At 41.5% G+C, this 18,448-nt stretch carries 10 protein-coding genes; 3 read left to right on the forward strand and 7 right to left on the reverse strand.

What is annotated here, in order from left to right; translation table 11 throughout:
- Nucleotides 1–94: 94 nt before the first annotated feature.
- The 4 genes from V7K67_RS27760 to lepB all read right to left on the reverse strand — a co-directional run bounded on the left by V7K67_RS27760 (nucleotide 95) and on the right by lepB (nucleotide 7,714).
- Nucleotides 95–1,930 carry a two-component system response regulator gene (locus tag V7K67_RS27760; RefSeq protein ID WP_334707292.1) on the reverse strand — a complete coding sequence of 612 codons (1,836 nt, stop codon included), beginning with the start codon at nucleotides 1,928–1,930 and terminating at the stop codon, nucleotides 95–97.
- Nucleotides 1,927–5,577: an ATP-binding protein gene (locus tag V7K67_RS27765; RefSeq protein WP_335169302.1), complete on the reverse strand. Its 3,651-nt coding sequence runs from the start codon at nucleotides 5,575–5,577 to the stop codon at nucleotides 1,927–1,929. Before V7K67_RS27765 ends, V7K67_RS27760 begins: the two co-directional genes overlap by 4 nt.
- A gap of 491 nt (nucleotides 5,578–6,068) precedes the next feature.
- Nucleotides 6,069–6,872: an MOSC domain-containing protein gene (locus V7K67_RS27770; protein WP_335169304.1), complete on the reverse strand. Its 804-nt coding sequence runs from the start codon at nucleotides 6,870–6,872 to the stop codon at nucleotides 6,069–6,071.
- A gap of 200 nt (nucleotides 6,873–7,072) precedes the next feature.
- Nucleotides 7,073–7,714 carry a signal peptidase I gene (gene lepB / locus V7K67_RS27775; RefSeq protein ID WP_334707295.1) on the reverse strand — a complete coding sequence of 214 codons (642 nt, stop codon included), beginning with the start codon at nucleotides 7,712–7,714 and terminating at the stop codon, nucleotides 7,073–7,075.
- 382 nt (nucleotides 7,715–8,096) lie between these two features.
- On the opposite strand from lepB, the gene V7K67_RS27780 reads away from it, so the two are divergent.
- Together V7K67_RS27780 and V7K67_RS27785 are read left to right on the forward strand one after the other, a co-directional pair.
- The gene (locus V7K67_RS27780; RefSeq protein ID WP_335169306.1) at nucleotides 8,097–9,416 is read left to right on the forward strand and encodes a dihydroorotase; all 1,320 of its coding nucleotides are present in this window, start codon (nucleotides 8,097–8,099) and stop codon (nucleotides 9,414–9,416) included.
- Between the two features lie 684 nt (nucleotides 9,417–10,100).
- A complete protein-coding gene (locus tag V7K67_RS27785; protein ID WP_334730784.1) occupies nucleotides 10,101–11,276 on the forward strand; it encodes a patatin-like phospholipase family protein in 1,176 nt (391 codons plus the stop codon).
- Between the two features lie 1,298 nt (nucleotides 11,277–12,574).
- Here the strand turns inward: V7K67_RS27785 and tsaE are convergent.
- Nucleotides 12,575–13,030 carry a tRNA (adenosine(37)-N6)-threonylcarbamoyltransferase complex ATPase subunit type 1 TsaE gene (tsaE, locus tag V7K67_RS27790; RefSeq protein ID WP_334707299.1) on the reverse strand — a complete coding sequence of 152 codons (456 nt, stop codon included), beginning with the start codon at nucleotides 13,028–13,030 and terminating at the stop codon, nucleotides 12,575–12,577.
- A 273-nt stretch (nucleotides 13,031–13,303) separates the two neighbouring features.
- Complete coding sequence (locus V7K67_RS27795; RefSeq protein WP_334707300.1) at nucleotides 13,304–14,692, reverse strand: gluconeogenesis factor YvcK family protein; 1,389 nt, start codon at nucleotides 14,690–14,692, stop codon at nucleotides 13,304–13,306.
- A 254-nt stretch (nucleotides 14,693–14,946) separates the two neighbouring features.
- Between V7K67_RS27795 and ruvC the strand changes: the two genes are divergently transcribed.
- Nucleotides 14,947–15,438: a crossover junction endodeoxyribonuclease RuvC gene (gene ruvC / locus V7K67_RS27800; RefSeq protein WP_292852093.1), complete on the forward strand. Its 492-nt coding sequence runs from the start codon at nucleotides 14,947–14,949 to the stop codon at nucleotides 15,436–15,438.
- Between the two features lie 108 nt (nucleotides 15,439–15,546).
- Here ruvC and V7K67_RS27805 read toward each other — a convergent pair whose 3' ends face one another.
- Nucleotides 15,547–18,435: a CHAT domain-containing protein gene (locus tag V7K67_RS27805; RefSeq protein ID WP_335169309.1), complete on the reverse strand. Its 2,889-nt coding sequence runs from the start codon at nucleotides 18,433–18,435 to the stop codon at nucleotides 15,547–15,549.
- Between the last annotated feature and the right edge of the window lie 13 nt (nucleotides 18,436–18,448).

Raw genomic sequence — 18,448 nt, forward strand, 5'->3', positions numbered from 1 at the left:
GTTGCATAACACCAGGGCTGAAGCCCTTACTACAAGCGAATCAGTCTGGAAAAATGAATGACGATTAGCTTACTTATCCCCGATCATTTAATATCTACCATTGAGGTGCTGCGGCGAGCAACTTCAGAACTAATTGTTGTTCTATGGGTTGAGAAAACAGATATCCTTGAGCAAAATTACAATTTAAACTTCTCAATTGCACTAACTGTTCTTCTGTTTCGACACCTTCTGCGATCGCACTCATCCCCATTGAGTTAGCAATACCAATCATTGCTGGTACTAACCCCATATTTTCTTTATTCTCCTGCATACGTTTGACGAAAGACTGATCTATTTTAAGTGCATTAAAAGGAAAGCTGTGCAGGTAACTTAGAGATGAATATCCTGTACCAAAGTCATCCATAATTAACTTAATTTTTCGCTGCTTGAGTTGTTGCAGAATTATTTTAATTGCATGACTATTTTCCATAATTACACTCTCGGTAATTTCTAATTCTAAGTATGCCGGATTTATTTTATTTTCATAAATTATTCGGTCAATTTGTTCTACAAAATTCGGCTGTAAAAATAATCTAGCACTCAAATTGACACTCATAGTTAGAGGTTCTGGTGTCACTGGAAAATGTTGCCAGATGCTTAATTGATGACAAGCTGACTGTAATACCCAAGTATTGATGGCATTAATCAAACCCGTTTCTTCAGCCACAGGAATAAATTCTGTGGGAGAAACTAAACCACGAATCGGATGTCGCCAGCGCACCAAGGCTTCAAATCCAGAAATTATACCTGTATTCAGAGAAACAATTGGCTGATAATAAACGAGGAATTCTTGCCTTTCAACAGCCCTTCGTAGGTCATTTTCTAACTCTAAAAGCTGAATAGCCTCCTGATGCATTGCTGGATTGAAGACGTGATATTTACCTCTTCCTTGAGCCTTAGCCCGATACATTGCCGTATCAGCATCTCGCAATAAATATTCTGGGCGATCGTAATCTTTATTACCCCAACTAATGCCAATACTGGCATTCATAAATACTTCATATCTTGACAGTTTAAAAGCAAGGGATAGCTGTTGCAAAATCTGTTCGGCAACTTGGATTGCTATATTGATATCTGTGATATTTTCTAGGAGGATGCCAAATTCATCACCGCCCAATCGTGCTAGAGTATCAATAGGAATCAAACATGCTTGCAGGCGGCGGGCGATGCCTATCAGCAATTCATCTCCCACCAAATGACCGAGAGAATCATTGACAACTTTGAAGCGATCGCAGTCCAAAAAAAGTACTGCAAACTGATAACTAGATTCTTGCTTCGCCCGATTAAGAGCATTTTCTAGTCGCCTAATAAATAAAACTCGGTTTGGTAATCCAGTCAGTGAATCATGCAATGCTATATCTAGCAATTGACTTTGCAATTTCTGGCGGGAATGGATTTCTTGTTGAAGTTTTTGGAGAGTTTTTTCTAGCTCACTAGTCCGCTGTTTTACCCGATGTTCTAGTTCGACATTTAGTTTCAATATTTCTAACCGCGCCGATCTCAATGCCAGTTGATTTTGCACGCGTACTAAAACTTCTTGAAACTCAAAAGGTTTGGTAATGTAGTCTACACCACCCACCCTAAAGGCTTTAACTTTATCAAAAACATCATCTAAAGCACTAATGAAAATCACCGGAATATCGGCTGTTAGTTCCCAAGCTTTAAAGGTCTGACAAATTTCATAGCCATCTACTTCTGGCATCATAATATCGAGTAGAATCAAATCCGGTAATACTGTTTGAGTTGCTGTCAGTGCCATTTGCCAGTTTAAGGCTTTACGAACGTTATACCCTTCCCTTGTCAATATGGAGGATAAAACTCGGAGGTTATCCGCCATATCATCAATGATCAAAATATCTTTTTTATCAGGGTCTAAATGCTCGTAATTCATTCTACGTTGGTTCTAGTCAATTCCATGATTTTCTCAAACTGGTAGTTATTTGCTAAATCCCTAAGAACTTGGAAAACTTGACCATTATCTGATGGAATTTGCTTGAGTAACTCTAAAATCAGTTCATCGCTACAGCTGGCTGCGGCGTAGTGGATTTGTTGGAGCCACTCAGGTGACATTTGTGATAAATGTCTCAGGAGTTCGGCAGCACTGACAAACACCTGTGTAGATTGATCGCCAAACACTGTGTTTGTGGTTTCTACTTGGTTGGTATACTTTAAACCCAGATGTTGGCTCAGTTTTTCCAATAATACTTCCTGTGTGAATGGCTTGCGAATAAAATCATCGCAGCCAATGGATAAAATTTTCTGTCGTTCCTCCTCAAAGGCGCTAGCAGTTAAGGCAATAATGATCGTGCGTGTATTGGAGCGATTTGGCGTTGCTTCAGAGAAGTTGTAAGGAGAAGCCAAGGCTGTTGGCATCAATTTCACGAACGCGGATACACTAGTTGCTTCTCCTGCGAGAGACGGTTTGCGTACAACTTTGATCGTCTCGGAGTTGCCTAAATCGGTTAACCCTCCCGTCAGGTAATGGCTTCCCGATGATGCCAGTTGTTTGAATTTTGGGAACCTCCGCAACATATTTGCCCCATGCCCGATTTCTCTAGCTTTAATCATTCTTGTGGCTTCATAACCGTCCATAACTGGCATTCGCATATCCATAAAAATCAAGTGTGGTTGCCAAGATTCCCAATTTGCGATCGCTTCACGACCATCTGTAGCTTCCCGGACTTCAAAGCCTAGAGATGTGAGAATTTTAACTAGCAGCAGACGACTTTCTTTGGAGTCATCAACTACTAAGATACGGTATGCTTTCTCACTAAGGGTTAAAGCTATAATTTTGGATTTAATTTGATTTGTCGGGATTTCTCTGGGGCAAGTTAGAGCAATCTGAATATTAAAGGCAAATGTACTACCGACACCAGGTATACTGCTGACAGTAATATCTCCCCCCATCAGTTGTACATATTTGCGGCTAATCGCCAAACCTAATCCCGTCCCTTGTTGCGATTTTCTGCCGATTTCAGTTTGCTCAAAAGCCTCAAACAATAAGTCAATTTCTTGGGGTGCAATACCACAGCCAGTATCTTGGATCTCGAAGATTAAGGAGTGGGGAGTGGGGATTGGGGATTGGGGACTGGGGACTGGGGATTGGGGATTGGTTATTAATTCTTCTACCCCTGCTTCCTGCTTCCTACTCCCCAGTCCCCGATCCCCAGTCCCCGATCCCCAGTCCCCAGCCCCCAGTCTCACCCTTAATGTCACGCTCCCCGAATCAGTAAATTTGATGGCATTTCCTAAGAGATTGATCAAGACTTGACACAGTTTATTTTCATCCGTTTCTATGTACTTAGGAATATCTTGTGTATATTTAAACAGTAATTCTAAATTTTTAGATGCAGCACGCAAGTGCAACATTTCTTCTAGATTCTTCAACAGATGAATTAAGTCAAAGCTGCTGCGATTTAATGTGATTCTGCCAGCTTCGATTTTGGACATTTCTAGAATGTCGTTAATTAAGTTGAGTAGATGTTCGCCAGCTCGATTAATAATTGCCAAGTTTTCTTGATGTTCGCCAGATAATGAATAATCTCGACTCATAACTTGGGTAAAACCCAGAATGGCGTTGAGTGGGGTACGCAGTTCGTGGCTCATGTTAGCCAGGAATTCACTTTTGGCGAGGTTGGCTGCGGCGCTTCGCGCGGCTTCTCTAACAGCTGCTTGTTGCTCTTGTGCAGCAATTTTTTGCGATTCAATCAGTTCTTCTTGGGTGGTTTGCAGTTGCTCAATCACTTGTTGAAACTCTTCAGTACGTTTTTTTACTTGAGCCTCTAAGTTGCGATTGTATTCTGCTAATAATTTTTCTGTTTGCTTGCGTTGGGTGATATCAAAAAATGTAGTGATCGCAAAAGCTAGATTCCCCGATTCATCATAAATTGGCTTTCCTAAAACCTCAATGGGAGTAATCTTGCCACAACGGCGAATTTCCATATCGTCAATTCTGGTGCTTTCCCCAAGCAATGCTCGCGAAATTGGTAAGCGATCGCAAGGGTAAAGTTGATCTGTCCCAGCAAGGTAAGCTTGATATACCTCTGATAACTCTTCGGTATTAACTTCTGCTAGCGTTCCTTGACCAAGAATTTGCTGCCCAATTTGATTTATATAATAAGGTTCACCTTCCGCATCGATAATAAATACACCTACCGGCATGGCTTCTAAAAATTGAGTTAGCCGAGTCTGGCTGTGACATAGGGCCTCATTTAAGACTTGCATCTCGGCATTCTTTGCTGACAAAGCACTAAAGGATGTTTCGAGTTGCTTTGCCATAGTTTCAAATGACTTTGCTAGTTCCCCCAGTTCATCAGAACGCTGAATTTCTGGTGTTTGCTCCCATTCACCTTGAGCAATTTTCTTCGCTGATGCGTTTAATTGTAAAATCGGCTTAATTACCCAGCGAGCAGTCAAAATCCCAATTCTTGTAGCTACTAAAAAAGCAACTATGCACAGCAAAATAGTGATATGGGTGTTAGCGTTAATTCCCTCCATAAATTCACCTTCGGGAATCACCGCCACAATTAGCCAATCTAAACCCAGTTCATCCTTCCAGCTTTTTACCTGCACAAAATAACGCATTCCATCAGCGGTAAAACTTAGCTGGTGCTTCCCCCCAATAAACCCAAGATTGCCAAAACGTTTAATTAAAGACTGTGTTGTGAGTCTAATTAAAGAATTTTGACTATTTAATGCTGATAGCCGTTTTCCTTTACCATTAATGATGGTATATGGTGGCTCACTTGTAGAAGAAGCTACTATATACCCAGAACGCTCTAAAATAAAAGTTTTACCTGACTCTTTGATTTTTAAGTTGGCTAAAAATCTACCAATTTGTGATAAGAGTAAATCAACACTAATCACCCCAACAAATTTGCGATTTTTATCGTAAACAGGATAGCTGGAAGATATGGATAAAATTTCTGGTTTATCTTCCCATTGATAAATTTGACTCCAAACTCGGTTGCCGATCTTGACTGGATCTGTATACCAAGCTTCTAGGCGAGGATCGTAATTTTTGACTTCCTGCAAATGGCGGCGATTTCCTTGGTTGTCTGTAGGATAAACATAAAGTTTGCCTATACCATTCTTTTCGCTAACTTCATTAATTAAGAGCTTGCCATTATCTAGACGTTCAACACCGATAAATTCACCTTTGGGGTTGGCAAAACTGTTGTAGCCAACATTGAAAACCTGCATTTGTTTCCAAAAGTAATTGCCGGTGGTTTTAAAGTCCGAAAGGTTGAGCAAACCTAGCTCAACTGCATCTAAGTTGATTTGATTGATTTGCTTTGGGGTTGTTAAATAGCTATCAAGATGCTGTTCAATGCGATCGCAGATTTCATTTTCTAATTGAGCAGCAAGCTCCTTTACCGCTTTTTGACCGTTTTGATATGAAAGATAGCCTACAAGTCCCACCGCCCCACAAATTTGTAGTATGAAGGGCATAATCAAAACATACCGCAGGGGCATCTTGGCATAAACTTTGCCAACTAAGCAATTAATAGATTTGACGGGCTGAAGTTTGGATAACATTGTTGTTTAATTCTTACCCAGCATATATTAGGGGTATTCATGCCATATAAACGACATTTTATCTCAGCATAATTACGGCATAATATCAATTTACTCATAAGATATTTTAGCATTTTAAGTATAAAAAAGCACAAAAGATTTATACTTGTTTAACTGCCTGAGTTCCTCCAACGCCTAATTTTCAAACTTTGCGACTGCCGAGGTTGTTCGGGTACGCGATCGCACCGGAATTTTGCTCATTTTTATCTGGCAATGTGTCAACAGATGTTCTGAGATTAACTGAAATTTAACCGATTCCAGTATGCCATTCTAAAATTCAGGTCGCCATTAGCACCCAATTCTAAATTGAATTTTTAATTGCTGATGTCTTGATTTTCCGGTATCAAAACCTTATTTTTAACTACAACAATTTTAAAATTGTCATGCAAATACACAGTAAAAACAAAAAAATCCAAAAAAATTTACTTTGTATCTTTTATTTCTAAGAAATGTTAACTTTGTTGTGGAAGTATGTCAACATAATTCGCCTCATCGCCAATTTGTAAAATTTTTCCGGCTGACGATGAGGGTAATTGGGTGTTGACACTCAATCTATAAAAGTGATTAAAAGGCGCTGAAGCAACCCAATTTGGTAGAGTTGCTTGTCGTTGGGTTGCAAAGATTTTTTGAAAGTTTGGGTAAGCTTCTCCTAAGTATGAATCGCGTGTTGGAACTATACAACGCTGACATGGGTTAACCCCGAAAAAGTGTACATCTCCCACTCGAAAGGAGACTAAATCACCTTGTTCACTAAATAACTGATCTTCCCAAAATGCTGGTACACCACTAATCTCGATATTGGCACGCATCCGACGGCGCATTTCATCTACACTTAAACCGGCAAACCAAGAAGCTACTTCTGTCAACGTTGCCGTACTAATTACCGTTGGGCCAAGTGAGTTTGTATCATCAGGAAAACCCATCAGAAAATTTTGTCCCAATGTGACAGAAAACTCAAAAAAATCACTCAAAGTTGCTTCTAATATTTGCCGTTCTTCATCTAGATGAAAAATTTGTTGCGAGTCGCCACCGGGGATTTGCAACGAAATAGTTCTATTTAAGAGTTCAAATTGTGCCCTTAGTAAATGGATTTTAGGATGACGTTTACCATTGACAAATCTACCCCGTTCGTCAATAATGGCAAACTCTCGGTCATATTGTAGTGCCCCACTGGCAAGAACTCTAGCGTTCTCAACTTCAACACCATCTAATGACTTAACTGGATACAGTAAAATCTTTGCTAGGTAAGGCGTCATAGCAATTTTGGATTTTAGGTCGCCCCTTTGTTGCGCTTCCAGGGCAATTTGGATTTTGGATTAAAGATTGGTGATTTAGGAGTCTCCAATCTAAAATCTTGCTAAATCTTTTCTGTGGAAAGCTCAAGGGACGATTTAGCTGCTTCCCCACTTTCTTGTTCTGACTTCTGGATTCTGACTTCTGAATTCTGAATTCTAAATTATGGATATACTGGCGATTTATCGATTCCGCCAACATGATTTAGAGGCCAGAAGCGAACTACAGCGCGTCCAATAATATTCTGGCGGGGGACAACACCCCAACAACGGCTGTCGTAACTACTGTTGCGATTATCACCTAGTACTAAATATGAATCAGCTGGTATGGTCTGGGGTTTTGCTAAAAAAGGCGGCTGTGGCCCTGATTGGCAAACATCAATGACTGTGGTCTGCCCAGAACTGAGGTAATTACCTTCTGGGAGAGGCTTATTGTTGATATAAACTTTGCCATCCTTAAGTTGTATTTTTTCTCCAGGTAAGGCAATTATACGTTTAATAAAAGCATCTTGATATTGTTCTTTTTGTAGCTCTTTTGTCGGTGAAAATACTACTATGTCGCCCCGTTGCGGGTCAGCAAATCTATACTTCAACTTATCGACAATAATTTTGTCTGCTTCCCACTGGTTTGGTGTACCATGCAGAGTCGGTTCCATTGATCCAGAAGGAATCCAGCGTGCTTCAGCAACAAAGGTACGAATTCCCAGAGCTAGAACAATGCTCAATACAATTGTTCTACCTAGCTCTGCGATCCAGGAATTATCAGGTTGTTGACTAGAGTTGTTATCAGACACTTGATTATGCATGAAATTACTTAACTTAACGAAAGATGTAGGTAATTAACTCGCCTAGTGAGACTTTATCTGTTAATCTTAACGGGAAATTAAAAATTTCCTAGTCATGTTTACATCTTGACTACCAATTTTAGATTGTGAAGGAGGCAGGAGGAAGGAGGTTTAAATTTAAAAGAGGCAACTCTTGGAGATGCTCTCGCATTCAACCCCATCTAATTTCAGTCCACTAAATCGGAGATTTTGGTGTGGGACTTAAACTTTGCTGCCTCTCTTGTTAAAAATAAACTTTTTTTTAAAGCGCCGCAAAAATTTGTTACTCCGATCGCGAATAAGTTTAACCTAAAAGCATGGTTCTCTGTAATACATAGCCTCCTATCTAAACTTGGTTATCCTTATGTCATCTCCAAAAAGTTTACTAATTCGCCGCGCTCGCATCATCTTACCCAATGGTGAACTGATGGTTGGGGATGTGTTGACGCGCGATCGCCAAATAGTCGAAGTTGCGCCAGAAATACCCCAAACGGCACTAATCACTGAAGTTGACGCAGAAGGCTTAACTTTGTTGCCAGGAGTTATCGATCCGCAGGTGCATTTCCGGGAACCTGGACTAGAACACAAGGAAGATTTATTTACCGCCAGTTGTGCCTGTGCGAAAGGGGGAGTTACAACATTTTTAGAAATGCCCAATACGCGCCCTCTGACAACCACACAGCAGGCTTTAGACGACAAGCTAGAACGTGCCTCACACAAGTCTTTAGTTAATTATGGCTTTTTTATTGGGGCAACAGCAGAGAATCTACCAGATTTGCTTTTAGCAAAGCCAACACCGGGAATTAAGATTTTCATGGGGTCGATGCATGGTCAGTTGCTAATTGATGGTGAAACAGCATTAGAGGCGATATTTGCGAAAGGCACTCGCTTGATTGCTGTTCATGCCGAAGACCAAGCTAGAATTAACCAACGCCGCCAAGAATTTGCCAATATTCACGATCCAGCCATTCACTCGCAAATTCAAGACGATCGAGCGGCGTTGCTGGCAACCCAACTAGCATTAAAACTTTCTCAAAAATATCAACGTCGGCTGCATATTCTCCATCTATCAACAGCGCTGGAAGCAGATTTGCTGCGTCAAGAGAAACCAAGTTGGGTGACAGCGGAGGTGACACCACAACATTTGTTGTTGAATACTAGCGCCTATAAGGAGATTGGTACTTTAGCACAAATGAATCCACCTTTGCGATCGCCCCATGATAACGAAGTTCTCTGGCAAGCTTTGCGCGATGGCGTGATTGATTTCATCGCCACAGATCACGCACCGCACACCTTAGAAGAAAAAGCTCAAGAATATCCTAATAGTCCTTCGGGAATGCCTGGGGTAGAAACTTCCCTCGCTTTGATGTTAACTGCGGCGATGCAAGGAAAGTGTACTGTAGCCCAAGTTGTGAACTGGATGTCTAAAGCTGTAGCTGTAGCTTATGGTATTCCGAATAAAGGAGCGATCGCACCTGGTTATGATGCCGATTTAGTACTTGTAGATTTAAATACATACCGCCCAGTGCAGCGCAAAGAACTTTTAACCAAATGCCATTGGAGTCCCTTTGAAGGTTGGAACCTCACCGGCTGGGCTAAAACCACCATTGTCGGCGGTGAAATAGTTTATGACAAAGGACAGGTAAATACGCAAGTGCGGGGTCAAGCTTTAACTTTCTTATAGCAAATATTTATTTAAGCTTACGTAGTAGACAAATAATTTTACATCAAAGTCATACTTGAACTGGCAAGATTTTCATCTATCCAGAGTCAAGACTAAACCAATGCGGTTTGGTTAAAACCAAAAGGCGAAAATCCTTGTTTTCCCCCTTTACCCTTTTAACCAAAGGGTATTGACTTGTCCCTGTATCAAAAATTGCAACTTGAAACCCTGAATTTATTTATAAGTGTTTCAAGTCAAATCTTCAATAACTACTCTCTTTCCACTATCTAAGATTACCTATTTATTTTTCTTTCCCCTACTTGGCGTCCAACTCTTACGAGACGCTGCGCGTAGGCGTCAGCCTCTCGCAGAGAAGGCGGTTCGTAAAAAAAGCTTAGGTATTCTTTCAGTCGGATAGAAGTAAACAAAATGAGATTATCTTGCAATTAATCTCATTTAATCCAGGTAATGTATTGGGAGCATCTCAGTTTTGCAAATATACCTGGCGATTAGAAATCGCGGCTATACAAACTAAGTCCGCCTACGCGGACTTAAGAAATTGGAAACCCGCGTAGGTGGGTAAAGTCTCGTGTAGCTGCGAATTCCATTCGCTAGGGCTTTTTACAAAAGTGAGATGCTCCCTAATGTATTCCCCAGAAACTATGCCCGGAAACATAACTATAGAAATAATCAAGGAGAATTGCCATGTCCTTCAGAATTTTGACTTTAGACGGCGGTGGTGTTCGTGGAATCGTTGCAGCACGAATCCTTCAACAAGTAGAACAAGAAATTAGAAATCAGGGTAAAGGAGAGTTTTTACACGAATATTTTGACCTAATTGCTGGCACTTCTACTGGTTCAATACTAACAGGAGGAATTGCTGTCGGAAAGACTAGTGATGAACTAATTCAACTGTATAGAGATCGGGGTAAAGATATATTCCCACCGGATAGAAAAGAGCGCTATAAAAACTTTCCGTCTATCATCAGATCAATTCTTGAGGTCTTTTCAGCATCGAAATATTCTCATGAGGGAATTACTAACGTCCTCAAAGATGCATATTCTTATACAAGAATCAAGGATATTGAAAAACCCATTATCTTGATTCTTGCTTACGATACCTTATATCGCAACACAACCTTTTTTACAAATTGTCATCCCGACTTAGGAGATCGATGGTACGATGACTGTTATTTATGGGAAATATGTACCGCTTCTGCTTCAGCACCCACTTTTTTCCCACCATATAAATTAGAACCTGTAGATAAACAAAAATTTGGTGATTGGGAATTCCCACACATTGACGGAGGAGTTTCAGCTAATAACCCTTCTCTGGCAGCTTTGAGTCTAGTTATGAGGGTCAGTCAGTCTTCAGTCCCTCGAGAAATCAAGGAACAATATAAACTGGATAATCTGCGATTGGAAGATATTTCTATCCTTTCTATTGGCACAGGTCAAACTGGTGAACCATATCAATATGAGCAAATAAAAAACTGGAGAGGTTTAGACTGGGTAAAAAATCTTACTAACATCTTTATGGAACCTACATCTGAGATTGGTAGTACGATTTGCCGACAAATTATGGGTGGATATGATTCTAAACGTTACTTACGTCTTCAGTTTGATTTAAATGAGACATTTAAACCTAAGCCAGAAGAGACTTATAGAGATCCTCGTATTGTATTACCTCCAGAAGATCGAACAAACCGATTTACAGGAGAAAAAGTTACTGAAGAAATAGATAATACTAATTCCGAGATTCTTCAGCAGTTAATAGATACTACCTCTGCATTTCTTGATCGAGGTCTTACGTACTATACCAGAGACGACTCCGGTTCTCCGATAAAAAATGCGATCGCCTCTTTTATTAGAGATAACTAGTACTTTGTCAAGCTAGCTTTGAGGTTTCGTAGTCAAGTTTTTACTACAAACTTGTTGACCATCAAGAATTTCAACTTGACAGACCACAGTGCATCCACGTAGGTATATTAACCTCAAATAATTTAGGATAAAACATCTCGTATTTCTACAGAACTTATCGTAGAAATACGAGATGTTTTAGTTAATATTTTCTTGAAATCAGTGCTAATTACAGATGTGAATATAAAAAATTATTGCTAGTTATAAGTGTTAAAACTAATTTAAAAAATTAAAAATTAGTCTCTTTTATGTATAGATTGTCAACTTAACTTGGGAATACTAAGTGTAAGGGAATTTAAGCGATGTATACAGAATTTGATTATTGTTTAATTTTTCTCTACTAGATTTCGTTGCTAAATGAATTCAGATTGCTTCTTTGAATGACAGTCAGGAACTAATCTGGTTCAACAAAACTGACTAAATTCTGTAAAAACTCTCATTTAACCCAACAACAGTTTATTTACGCTTGCTTGATTCGTACACCCATCTAAATCAGCTTTTAACTGCTTATTACAGCAATAAAGCTATTAGATGCCAAATCCTGAATATATATCCCGTTCAGTTAAGAATCCTGTAGGTTCAATACTATTCGGATAAGATATCTCTGCTTGGATTGACTCCCTTTTTAAGGTTATGAAGGGAAAGGTAGTCTCCCTTTTGAAAGAGAGCCAGTGCGTTACGAACTTTTCCAAACTTATAGTAACTGGCGTCAGTTTTGCTGACTGCCAATTTTCGATTGAAGAAAAGTCAACTTGAGATTTTTTAGTTGAGATAACAATGTTAGTAACTGACAGTGGTGAACGTGGTAGTGGCAGATAGGAGGAGTCAATACTGCTCGGATAAGCAGGGGAGGCTGGCGTTGCAGGGGAAGCAAAACTCAACGCCAGCCTCCATTTCTCCCCCGGCTATTGAACAGCTTGCCTCAACCAAGAAATTCCAAAACCTACGCAGTATTGGGAGGAGTGTAAATTTCACTCTCGACTATTTGCAGAAATTTTTTATAAGAAGAATTCAGGAGTCAGAATTCAGAATTCAGTATTAATTCTGTACGAGTGGGTAATGAATATTGGTTCAAACCGAGTGGAATCGTGGGCGAAACTAGTATTAAATATTCTCGCCTTAAAACTCTATCCCTTTATGGGTAGAGTATTCTGAATTCTGTTAGCGCAGCGGGGCGTAGCACATTCTGTATTCTGACTCCTGGTTTATCTTGCGAGCAAAAAAAGTGAAATTACTCATATTGGAGTCGGGAGATAAGCTTAAATCACAGTCATGACTTTGCTAATATCATAATTGAATGGTACGAGTTCGACTTGACGAGTACCCTCATCTCCATAGGTCAAACTCACACTCAGATAACTATCTGGCTTGTAGGGTAATCGTTCAGCCCATTCAATTGCCACAATTCCTGGTATGAATTCAACACCTTCCCAGTAACTTTCTAAATTCAGGGCTGCAACTTCTTGTGGTTCTAAGCGATATAAATCCAGGTGGTAAAGGGGGAGGCGTCCTTCCGTGTACTCATTAATCAGTGTGAAAGTGGGACTGACAATAGGTTCAACAATTCCCAAACCTCTGCCAATACCTTGAACTAGGGTAGTTTTGCCAGCGCCTAAATCACCTTCTAGTAAAATTACACTGCCAGGGGTCAAGGATTCACCAAGATTAATACCTAAGCTTAACGTCGCTTCTGCATCTGTAAGAAAAATTTTCATAATTTAGTCATTAGACATCTCCAGAAATTAAATATGCGTTATCCAGAATCCTTGTAGAGACGTAGCAGTGCTACGTCTCTACATTCATTTTCACCAGATGTCTATTAGTCATCTTCCTTAATTTTGAATTTTGTTAGCGCAGTGTAAAGCCTTCTCTTCTCCTGTCGGAGACGCTGCGCGAACGAGAGGCAACGCCTTCGGCATGGCAACGCTATGAGCGAGTCCGCGTACCCCTGCGGGGATCTTGCTACGCGCAGCGTCTCGTAGAGAGCGTCATTTTGAATTTTGAATTCCCCGAAGGGGCTGACCTCTACCGTACCACCGCAATAACACTCGTGCTAGTTTCTGCGGATTGTGACGTACAAAACCCGTTTCATCTTCATATAAAACATTAGCTGGAACAATCCTTCGCCCTAGCTGAGTTACAGCTTCTCTATCCAGAAAAACGGGATGGGAGTTTTGTTGGGCGTAGCGGATGAGTGATTGCTCTGAGGGGGATTTTTTGTGTATTAGTACAGCATCGAATAGCCGTCTTTCCCCACAAGCAGCATCAATTGCTCTGATATGGTCGGCAACAGTGTAACCTTCAGTTTCTCCTGGTTGAGTCATTATATTGCAGATATAAATACGGGGGGCATCTGTTTGAGCGATCGCATCGGCAATTTCTGGTACTAATAAATTAGGAATCAAACTTGTATAAAGGCTACCTGGGCCAATAATAATGTAATCAGCTTCTTTAAGTGCCTTAATTGCTGCTGGCACCGCCGGAGGATTAGCCGGAATGCAGCCAATTTTGACAATTTTGCCCCCAGCTTTGGGAATGCTAGACTCCCCATCAATACGGCGGCCATCGGCTAATTCTGCCCAGAGGCGAACATCACTGAGAGTTGCTGGTAGTACTTGTCCCCGCACCGCTAGTACTTTAGAACTAGCTGCAACTGCTTGTTCTAAATCTCCAGTAATATCACTCATAGCCGTTAAAAACAAATTGCCAAAACTGTGACCCGTTAACCCATCTCCAGCCCGAAAACGGTATTGAAACAATTCTGTTAATAACTTTTCTTCATCGGCTAGTGCAGCTAAACAATTGCGAATATCCCCCGGTGGTAGCACTCCAAATTCTTGGCGCAACCGTCCAGAAGATCCGCCATCATCGGCGACAGTGACAATTGCAGTAATATTAGCGCTGTAGGTTTTCAACCCCCTCAACAATGTAGAAAGTCCCGTACCACCACCAATTACCACTATTTTCGGGCCTCGGTACAATCGACGATGGGCCAGCAAGACATCAATGAGTTCCTCTCCCCCTTCTGCTCTCAGTACCTTAGTAATTGAGCTTACGGTGCGAGTTTGTCCCCAAAGCACTAACAGCAAGCCACCAAGCAGCACCAAAGGGCCACTGAGATAGTTAGGTAAGATGTTGGTGATTACTCCCAGGAAATCCTTAATCAACTCAATCATCAAAAAAATTGGGGTCAGCTTAATCCAGATAGCTAACCCCAAACTTGCCAGCAGTACACCCCCAACACTAATCAACAACCAACGTTTTACCGATAGTCCAGGGGATAACCATTTGAACCACTGGTTAACCCGATAGGAAGTACGAGAGCGCGACTGCTTTTGCAGGGCGTTGAGGGCTTGTCTCAAAAAACCAATTGACATACCTGATTCGGAGCAGTGCTACAAACAATAATTAACAGAAAACGTACACCACTTGGTTTAAAACCATAGGCGTGAAACTATTATATTTGTCAATCCCATTAGACTAAGAATAAGTGGTCAAGATTGCCAGTATTCCTAGTGAGAGCATTTTTCGGGTATTTAGACCCCAACTGAGAGACGAAGTAAAAAGTGGTGTAGTTTAATTACTTGAAAAGTACTCTAAAAAATATCCTGGCTTGGTAAAAGTAAATTTAATGGAAAAACGAATTTTAGGATTAGATCCAGGATTGGCAATTTTAGGATTTGGGGCAATTAGCTGCACACAAAATCCCAATAAAATACCAGAGACTACAGTAAATATGCTGGATTTTGGAGTAATTAAAACGTCAGCAGATGTAGAAATGGGACAGCGCCTATGTACCTTATTCGATGACTTACACACCGTAATGGAGGAATTTCAACCAGATTTGGTTGCGATCGAGAAACTATTCTTCTATCGGATGTCAAGTACAATCCTGGTTGCACAAGCGCGGGGTATAGTTATTTTAGTGTTGGGGCAGCGTCGTCTTCCCTACGTAGAGTTTACTCCTGCTCAAATTAAACAAGCTTTAACGGGCTATGGCAATGCCGATAAGTCGGAAGTGCAAGAAGCGGTGGCGCGGGAGTTAGATTTAGATGAGATTCCTAAGCCGGATGATGCTGCGGATGCGTTGGCGGTGGCTTTGACGGCTTCGTATCAGTTGTAGATGTAAACATATTGGCTGACTTGAGTGAACCCAGAGAAGAGTTTGTTGTTAGAATCGCAACTGCTTTAGAGACTTTAAAACTAGAGTGATTCCTGCTAGCAGTTGGCTCTACCATCCATTGCCAATGAGGATAAATGGTGCCCAGTAGTAGGGGTGGCTAAGATTACGGGAAATAGATTGTTCACCATGTCCCAATTTATAATTAACGCTACTCCGGTTGCTGTCGCTGCCTTGGCTATTGCTTTTGAGCATAGCGAGTTGCGCTTGGCGCAGAGCTTCTGTTTTGGTCATCTGACCTGTAGAAAGATTCTGGTAAAATTGCTGCATTAATTGGCTGGTGCTAGCATCGTTGACCAGCCAAAGCGAGGCAATAACAGATTTAGCGCCATTAGTAAGAAAGTAAAAACTCATACCAGACATTTCCAAGCCATCAGCATCTACTCCACCCAAAGCAGTTTCGCAGGCGGAAAGCACTACTAAATGGGTATCTGACATATAGTTGCCTAATGTTTGAATTTTATCAATGGTTAATGGCTCACCGCTACCAGAAAGGAGGTAAGAATTTTCTGGACGACCAGATTCAAATTTACCGTGGGTAGCTAGGTGCAATATCTTATTACCTGTGAGATTGTCGCGCAAAGAGCTAAAAGTAAATTTTTCATTGAGGAACTCTGAGCCGGGGAAAATGCCTTGTTGTGCTTTTCCCGACTGCTGAATGATTGTGGCTAATTCATTGGGGACATTTGATAAAGCATTAAACCCAGGAAAGGCTTTAGAGACTCCCATTGCTAAGACGCGAATCTCTTGCTTGTTGTGTGGTAAGCGCTCTTTGACATCTGTTAAGCCTGCATTCAGAATTGTGGAAACGCTATAACGCTCTATTAAATATTGTTGCCCATCGAACAAGGCTGCCATTGGAATGTAGCGGGTGGAACGGTCAAGGGAAAATACTAAATGATGGATATTTTTATCTTTAATCTCTTTCTCCAAAGGTTGGAGCAGCCAGTTATATAATTGTTTACTTGTGGTTTTGACCTCTCTCAAATCTTCAGGGCTGGACAGTTGGGTTCTAAATTGGTTTACCGTTTTCCAGAGTTGCAGTTGGTTTACAGGTGTTTCAAAGCTGCGGAAAACCACGCCCTTTTCTCCGGCTCTACTAGCCAGTAAAATCCGAATTTTGTCTTTCAAAACCAGGGGATAAATTAGGACTGTACCTGGTTCAGTCGTGACAATTTTGGCAGCAGTACTGCGGAGTTGTTCGGGTTCAAGGAGTGCGGGGTCTTTGGCAAGTCGGTCTTGCAGGGTTTTACGAAAGGCATTAGTGTCTTGCTGGAATTTTTGGGTTAAGACATCAAGTTGATCTCGTAGTTGGCTGAGGGTGCTACATTTTTTCTGCTCGCATTCATAAACCTGTTGTCCAAAGACGATGAGGGTGCCATATTTGTTGAGGATTTCTTCTTCGATGCGGGCTAAAGCAATTCCAGAGGTTTCGCCACCTGCTCTAGCATTGCGGGTAAAGTCGCGCAATTCTTGAATTTTCAGGAGTTCGAGAACTTGTTGAGCTTCTAGTAGTCTTCCTTGAGAGAGCAGCAGGTCAGCTAAACGGCGATAGGTATCTGCTACGGTTTGGGTGTAGGACTCTTGTTGCTCACGGGGTAATGTGCGAATGTCGTTGCGGATGCTCTCTCGCACATTGACTGATTGCTTGTAAAAGACAATGGCTAATTCTGATTGCTGCTGTTTTTCTAGTGACCGGGCAATATTATTGAGAGCAATACCCTCGCTTTGGCGGTCTTTGATTTCTCGGGCTATTGCTAATAGTTGTTGTTCATACTCAATGGCTTTGGCATAGTTGCCCAAATATAGGTTAGCAACTCCCAGATTGCCCAAAGCCTTACCCTCGCTTTCGCGGTCTTTGATTTCTCGCGCGATCGCTAATAGTTGCTGTTGATACTCAATGGCTTTGGCATAGTTGCCCAAATATAGGTTAGCAAGTCCCAGATTGCCCAGAGCAGCTCCCTCGCTTTTGCGGTCTTTGATTTCTCGCGCGATCACTAACCATTGCTGTTGATACTCAATGGCTTTGGCATAGTTACCCAAATAAAAGTAAACAAGTCCTAAATTCCCCAGAGCCTTACCCTCGCTTTCGCGGTCTTTGATTTCTCTGGCGATCGCTAACCATTGCTGTTGATACTCAATAGCTTTGGCATAGTTGCCCAAAGACAGGTAAGCAAGTCCCAGACTCCCCAGAGCCTTACCCTCGCTTTCGCGGTCTTTGATTTCTCGGGCGATCGCTAACCATTGCTGTTGATACTCAATAGCTTTGGCATAGTTGCCCAAAGACAGGTAAGCAAGTCCCAGATTCCCCAGAGCCATACCCTCGCTTTCGCGGTCTTTGATTTCTCGGGCGATCGCTAATAGTTGCTGTTGATACTCAATGGCTTTGGCATAGTTGCCCAAATAAAGGTAAGCAAGTCCCAGATTCCCCAGAGCCTTACCCTCGCTTTGGCGGTCTTTGATTTCTCTGGCGATCGCTAATAGTTGCTGTTGATACTCAATGGCTTTGGCATAGTTGCCCAAAGACAGGTAAGCAAGTCCCAGATTCCCCAGAGCCTTACCCTCGCTTTGGCGGTCTTTGATTTCTCTGGCGATCGCTAATAGTTGCTGTTGATACTCAATGGCTTTGGCATAGTTGCCCAAAGACAGGTAAGCAAGTCCCAGATTCCCCAGAGCTTTACCCTCGCTTTGGCGGTCTTTGATTTGTTGATAGAGTTTGAGCGCTTGTTGCCAAGACTGAAGCGCTGCCCCAAATTGACTTGTATTAAGCTGTTGAATTCCTTGTTGTAAAAGTTTGTCTGCTTCTGCTTTGGGGCCTTGGCTAGTCTGTGCTTGTGCTGAAGTAGAGAGTATGTAACTGTGAATGGGCAGCAGGTAGGGAAAAAGCACCAGTAGCAGAGGTGGCGTGATCCAGCTAACTAATCTGAGGTGCAGGGACATTACAGTTACAATT

Origin of the sequence: Nostoc sp., from assembly GCF_036917155.1 — a bacterium.
Lineage (GTDB): Bacteria > Cyanobacteriota > Cyanobacteriia > Cyanobacteriales > Nostocaceae > Nostoc.

What these genes read in the sequence shown, in the direction of transcription:
- V7K67_RS27760 (WP_334707292.1), bottom strand. Translation starts at nt 1,930, where the DNA reads ATGAATTACGAGCATTTAGACCCTGATAAAAAAGATATTTTGATCATT.
- V7K67_RS27765 (WP_335169302.1), bottom strand. Translation starts at nt 5,577, where the DNA reads ATGTTATCCAAACTTCAGCCCGTCAAATCTATTAATTGCTTAGTTGGC.
- V7K67_RS27770 (WP_335169304.1), bottom strand. Translation starts at nt 6,872, where the DNA reads ATGACGCCTTACCTAGCAAAGATTTTACTGTATCCAGTTAAGTCATTA.
- lepB (WP_334707295.1), bottom strand. Translation starts at nt 7,714, where the DNA reads ATGCATAATCAAGTGTCTGATAACAACTCTAGTCAACAACCTGATAAT.
- V7K67_RS27780 (WP_335169306.1), top strand. Translation starts at nt 8,097, where the DNA reads ATGTCATCTCCAAAAAGTTTACTAATTCGCCGCGCTCGCATCATCTTA.
- V7K67_RS27785 (WP_334730784.1), top strand. Translation starts at nt 10,101, where the DNA reads ATGTCCTTCAGAATTTTGACTTTAGACGGCGGTGGTGTTCGTGGAATC.
- tsaE (WP_334707299.1), bottom strand. Translation starts at nt 13,030, where the DNA reads ATGAAAATTTTTCTTACAGATGCAGAAGCGACGTTAAGCTTAGGTATT.
- V7K67_RS27795 (WP_334707300.1), bottom strand. Translation starts at nt 14,692, where the DNA reads ATGTCAATTGGTTTTTTGAGACAAGCCCTCAACGCCCTGCAAAAGCAG.
- ruvC (WP_292852093.1), top strand. Translation starts at nt 14,947, where the DNA reads ATGGAAAAACGAATTTTAGGATTAGATCCAGGATTGGCAATTTTAGGA.
- V7K67_RS27805 (WP_335169309.1), bottom strand. Translation starts at nt 18,435, where the DNA reads ATGTCCCTGCACCTCAGATTAGTTAGCTGGATCACGCCACCTCTGCTA.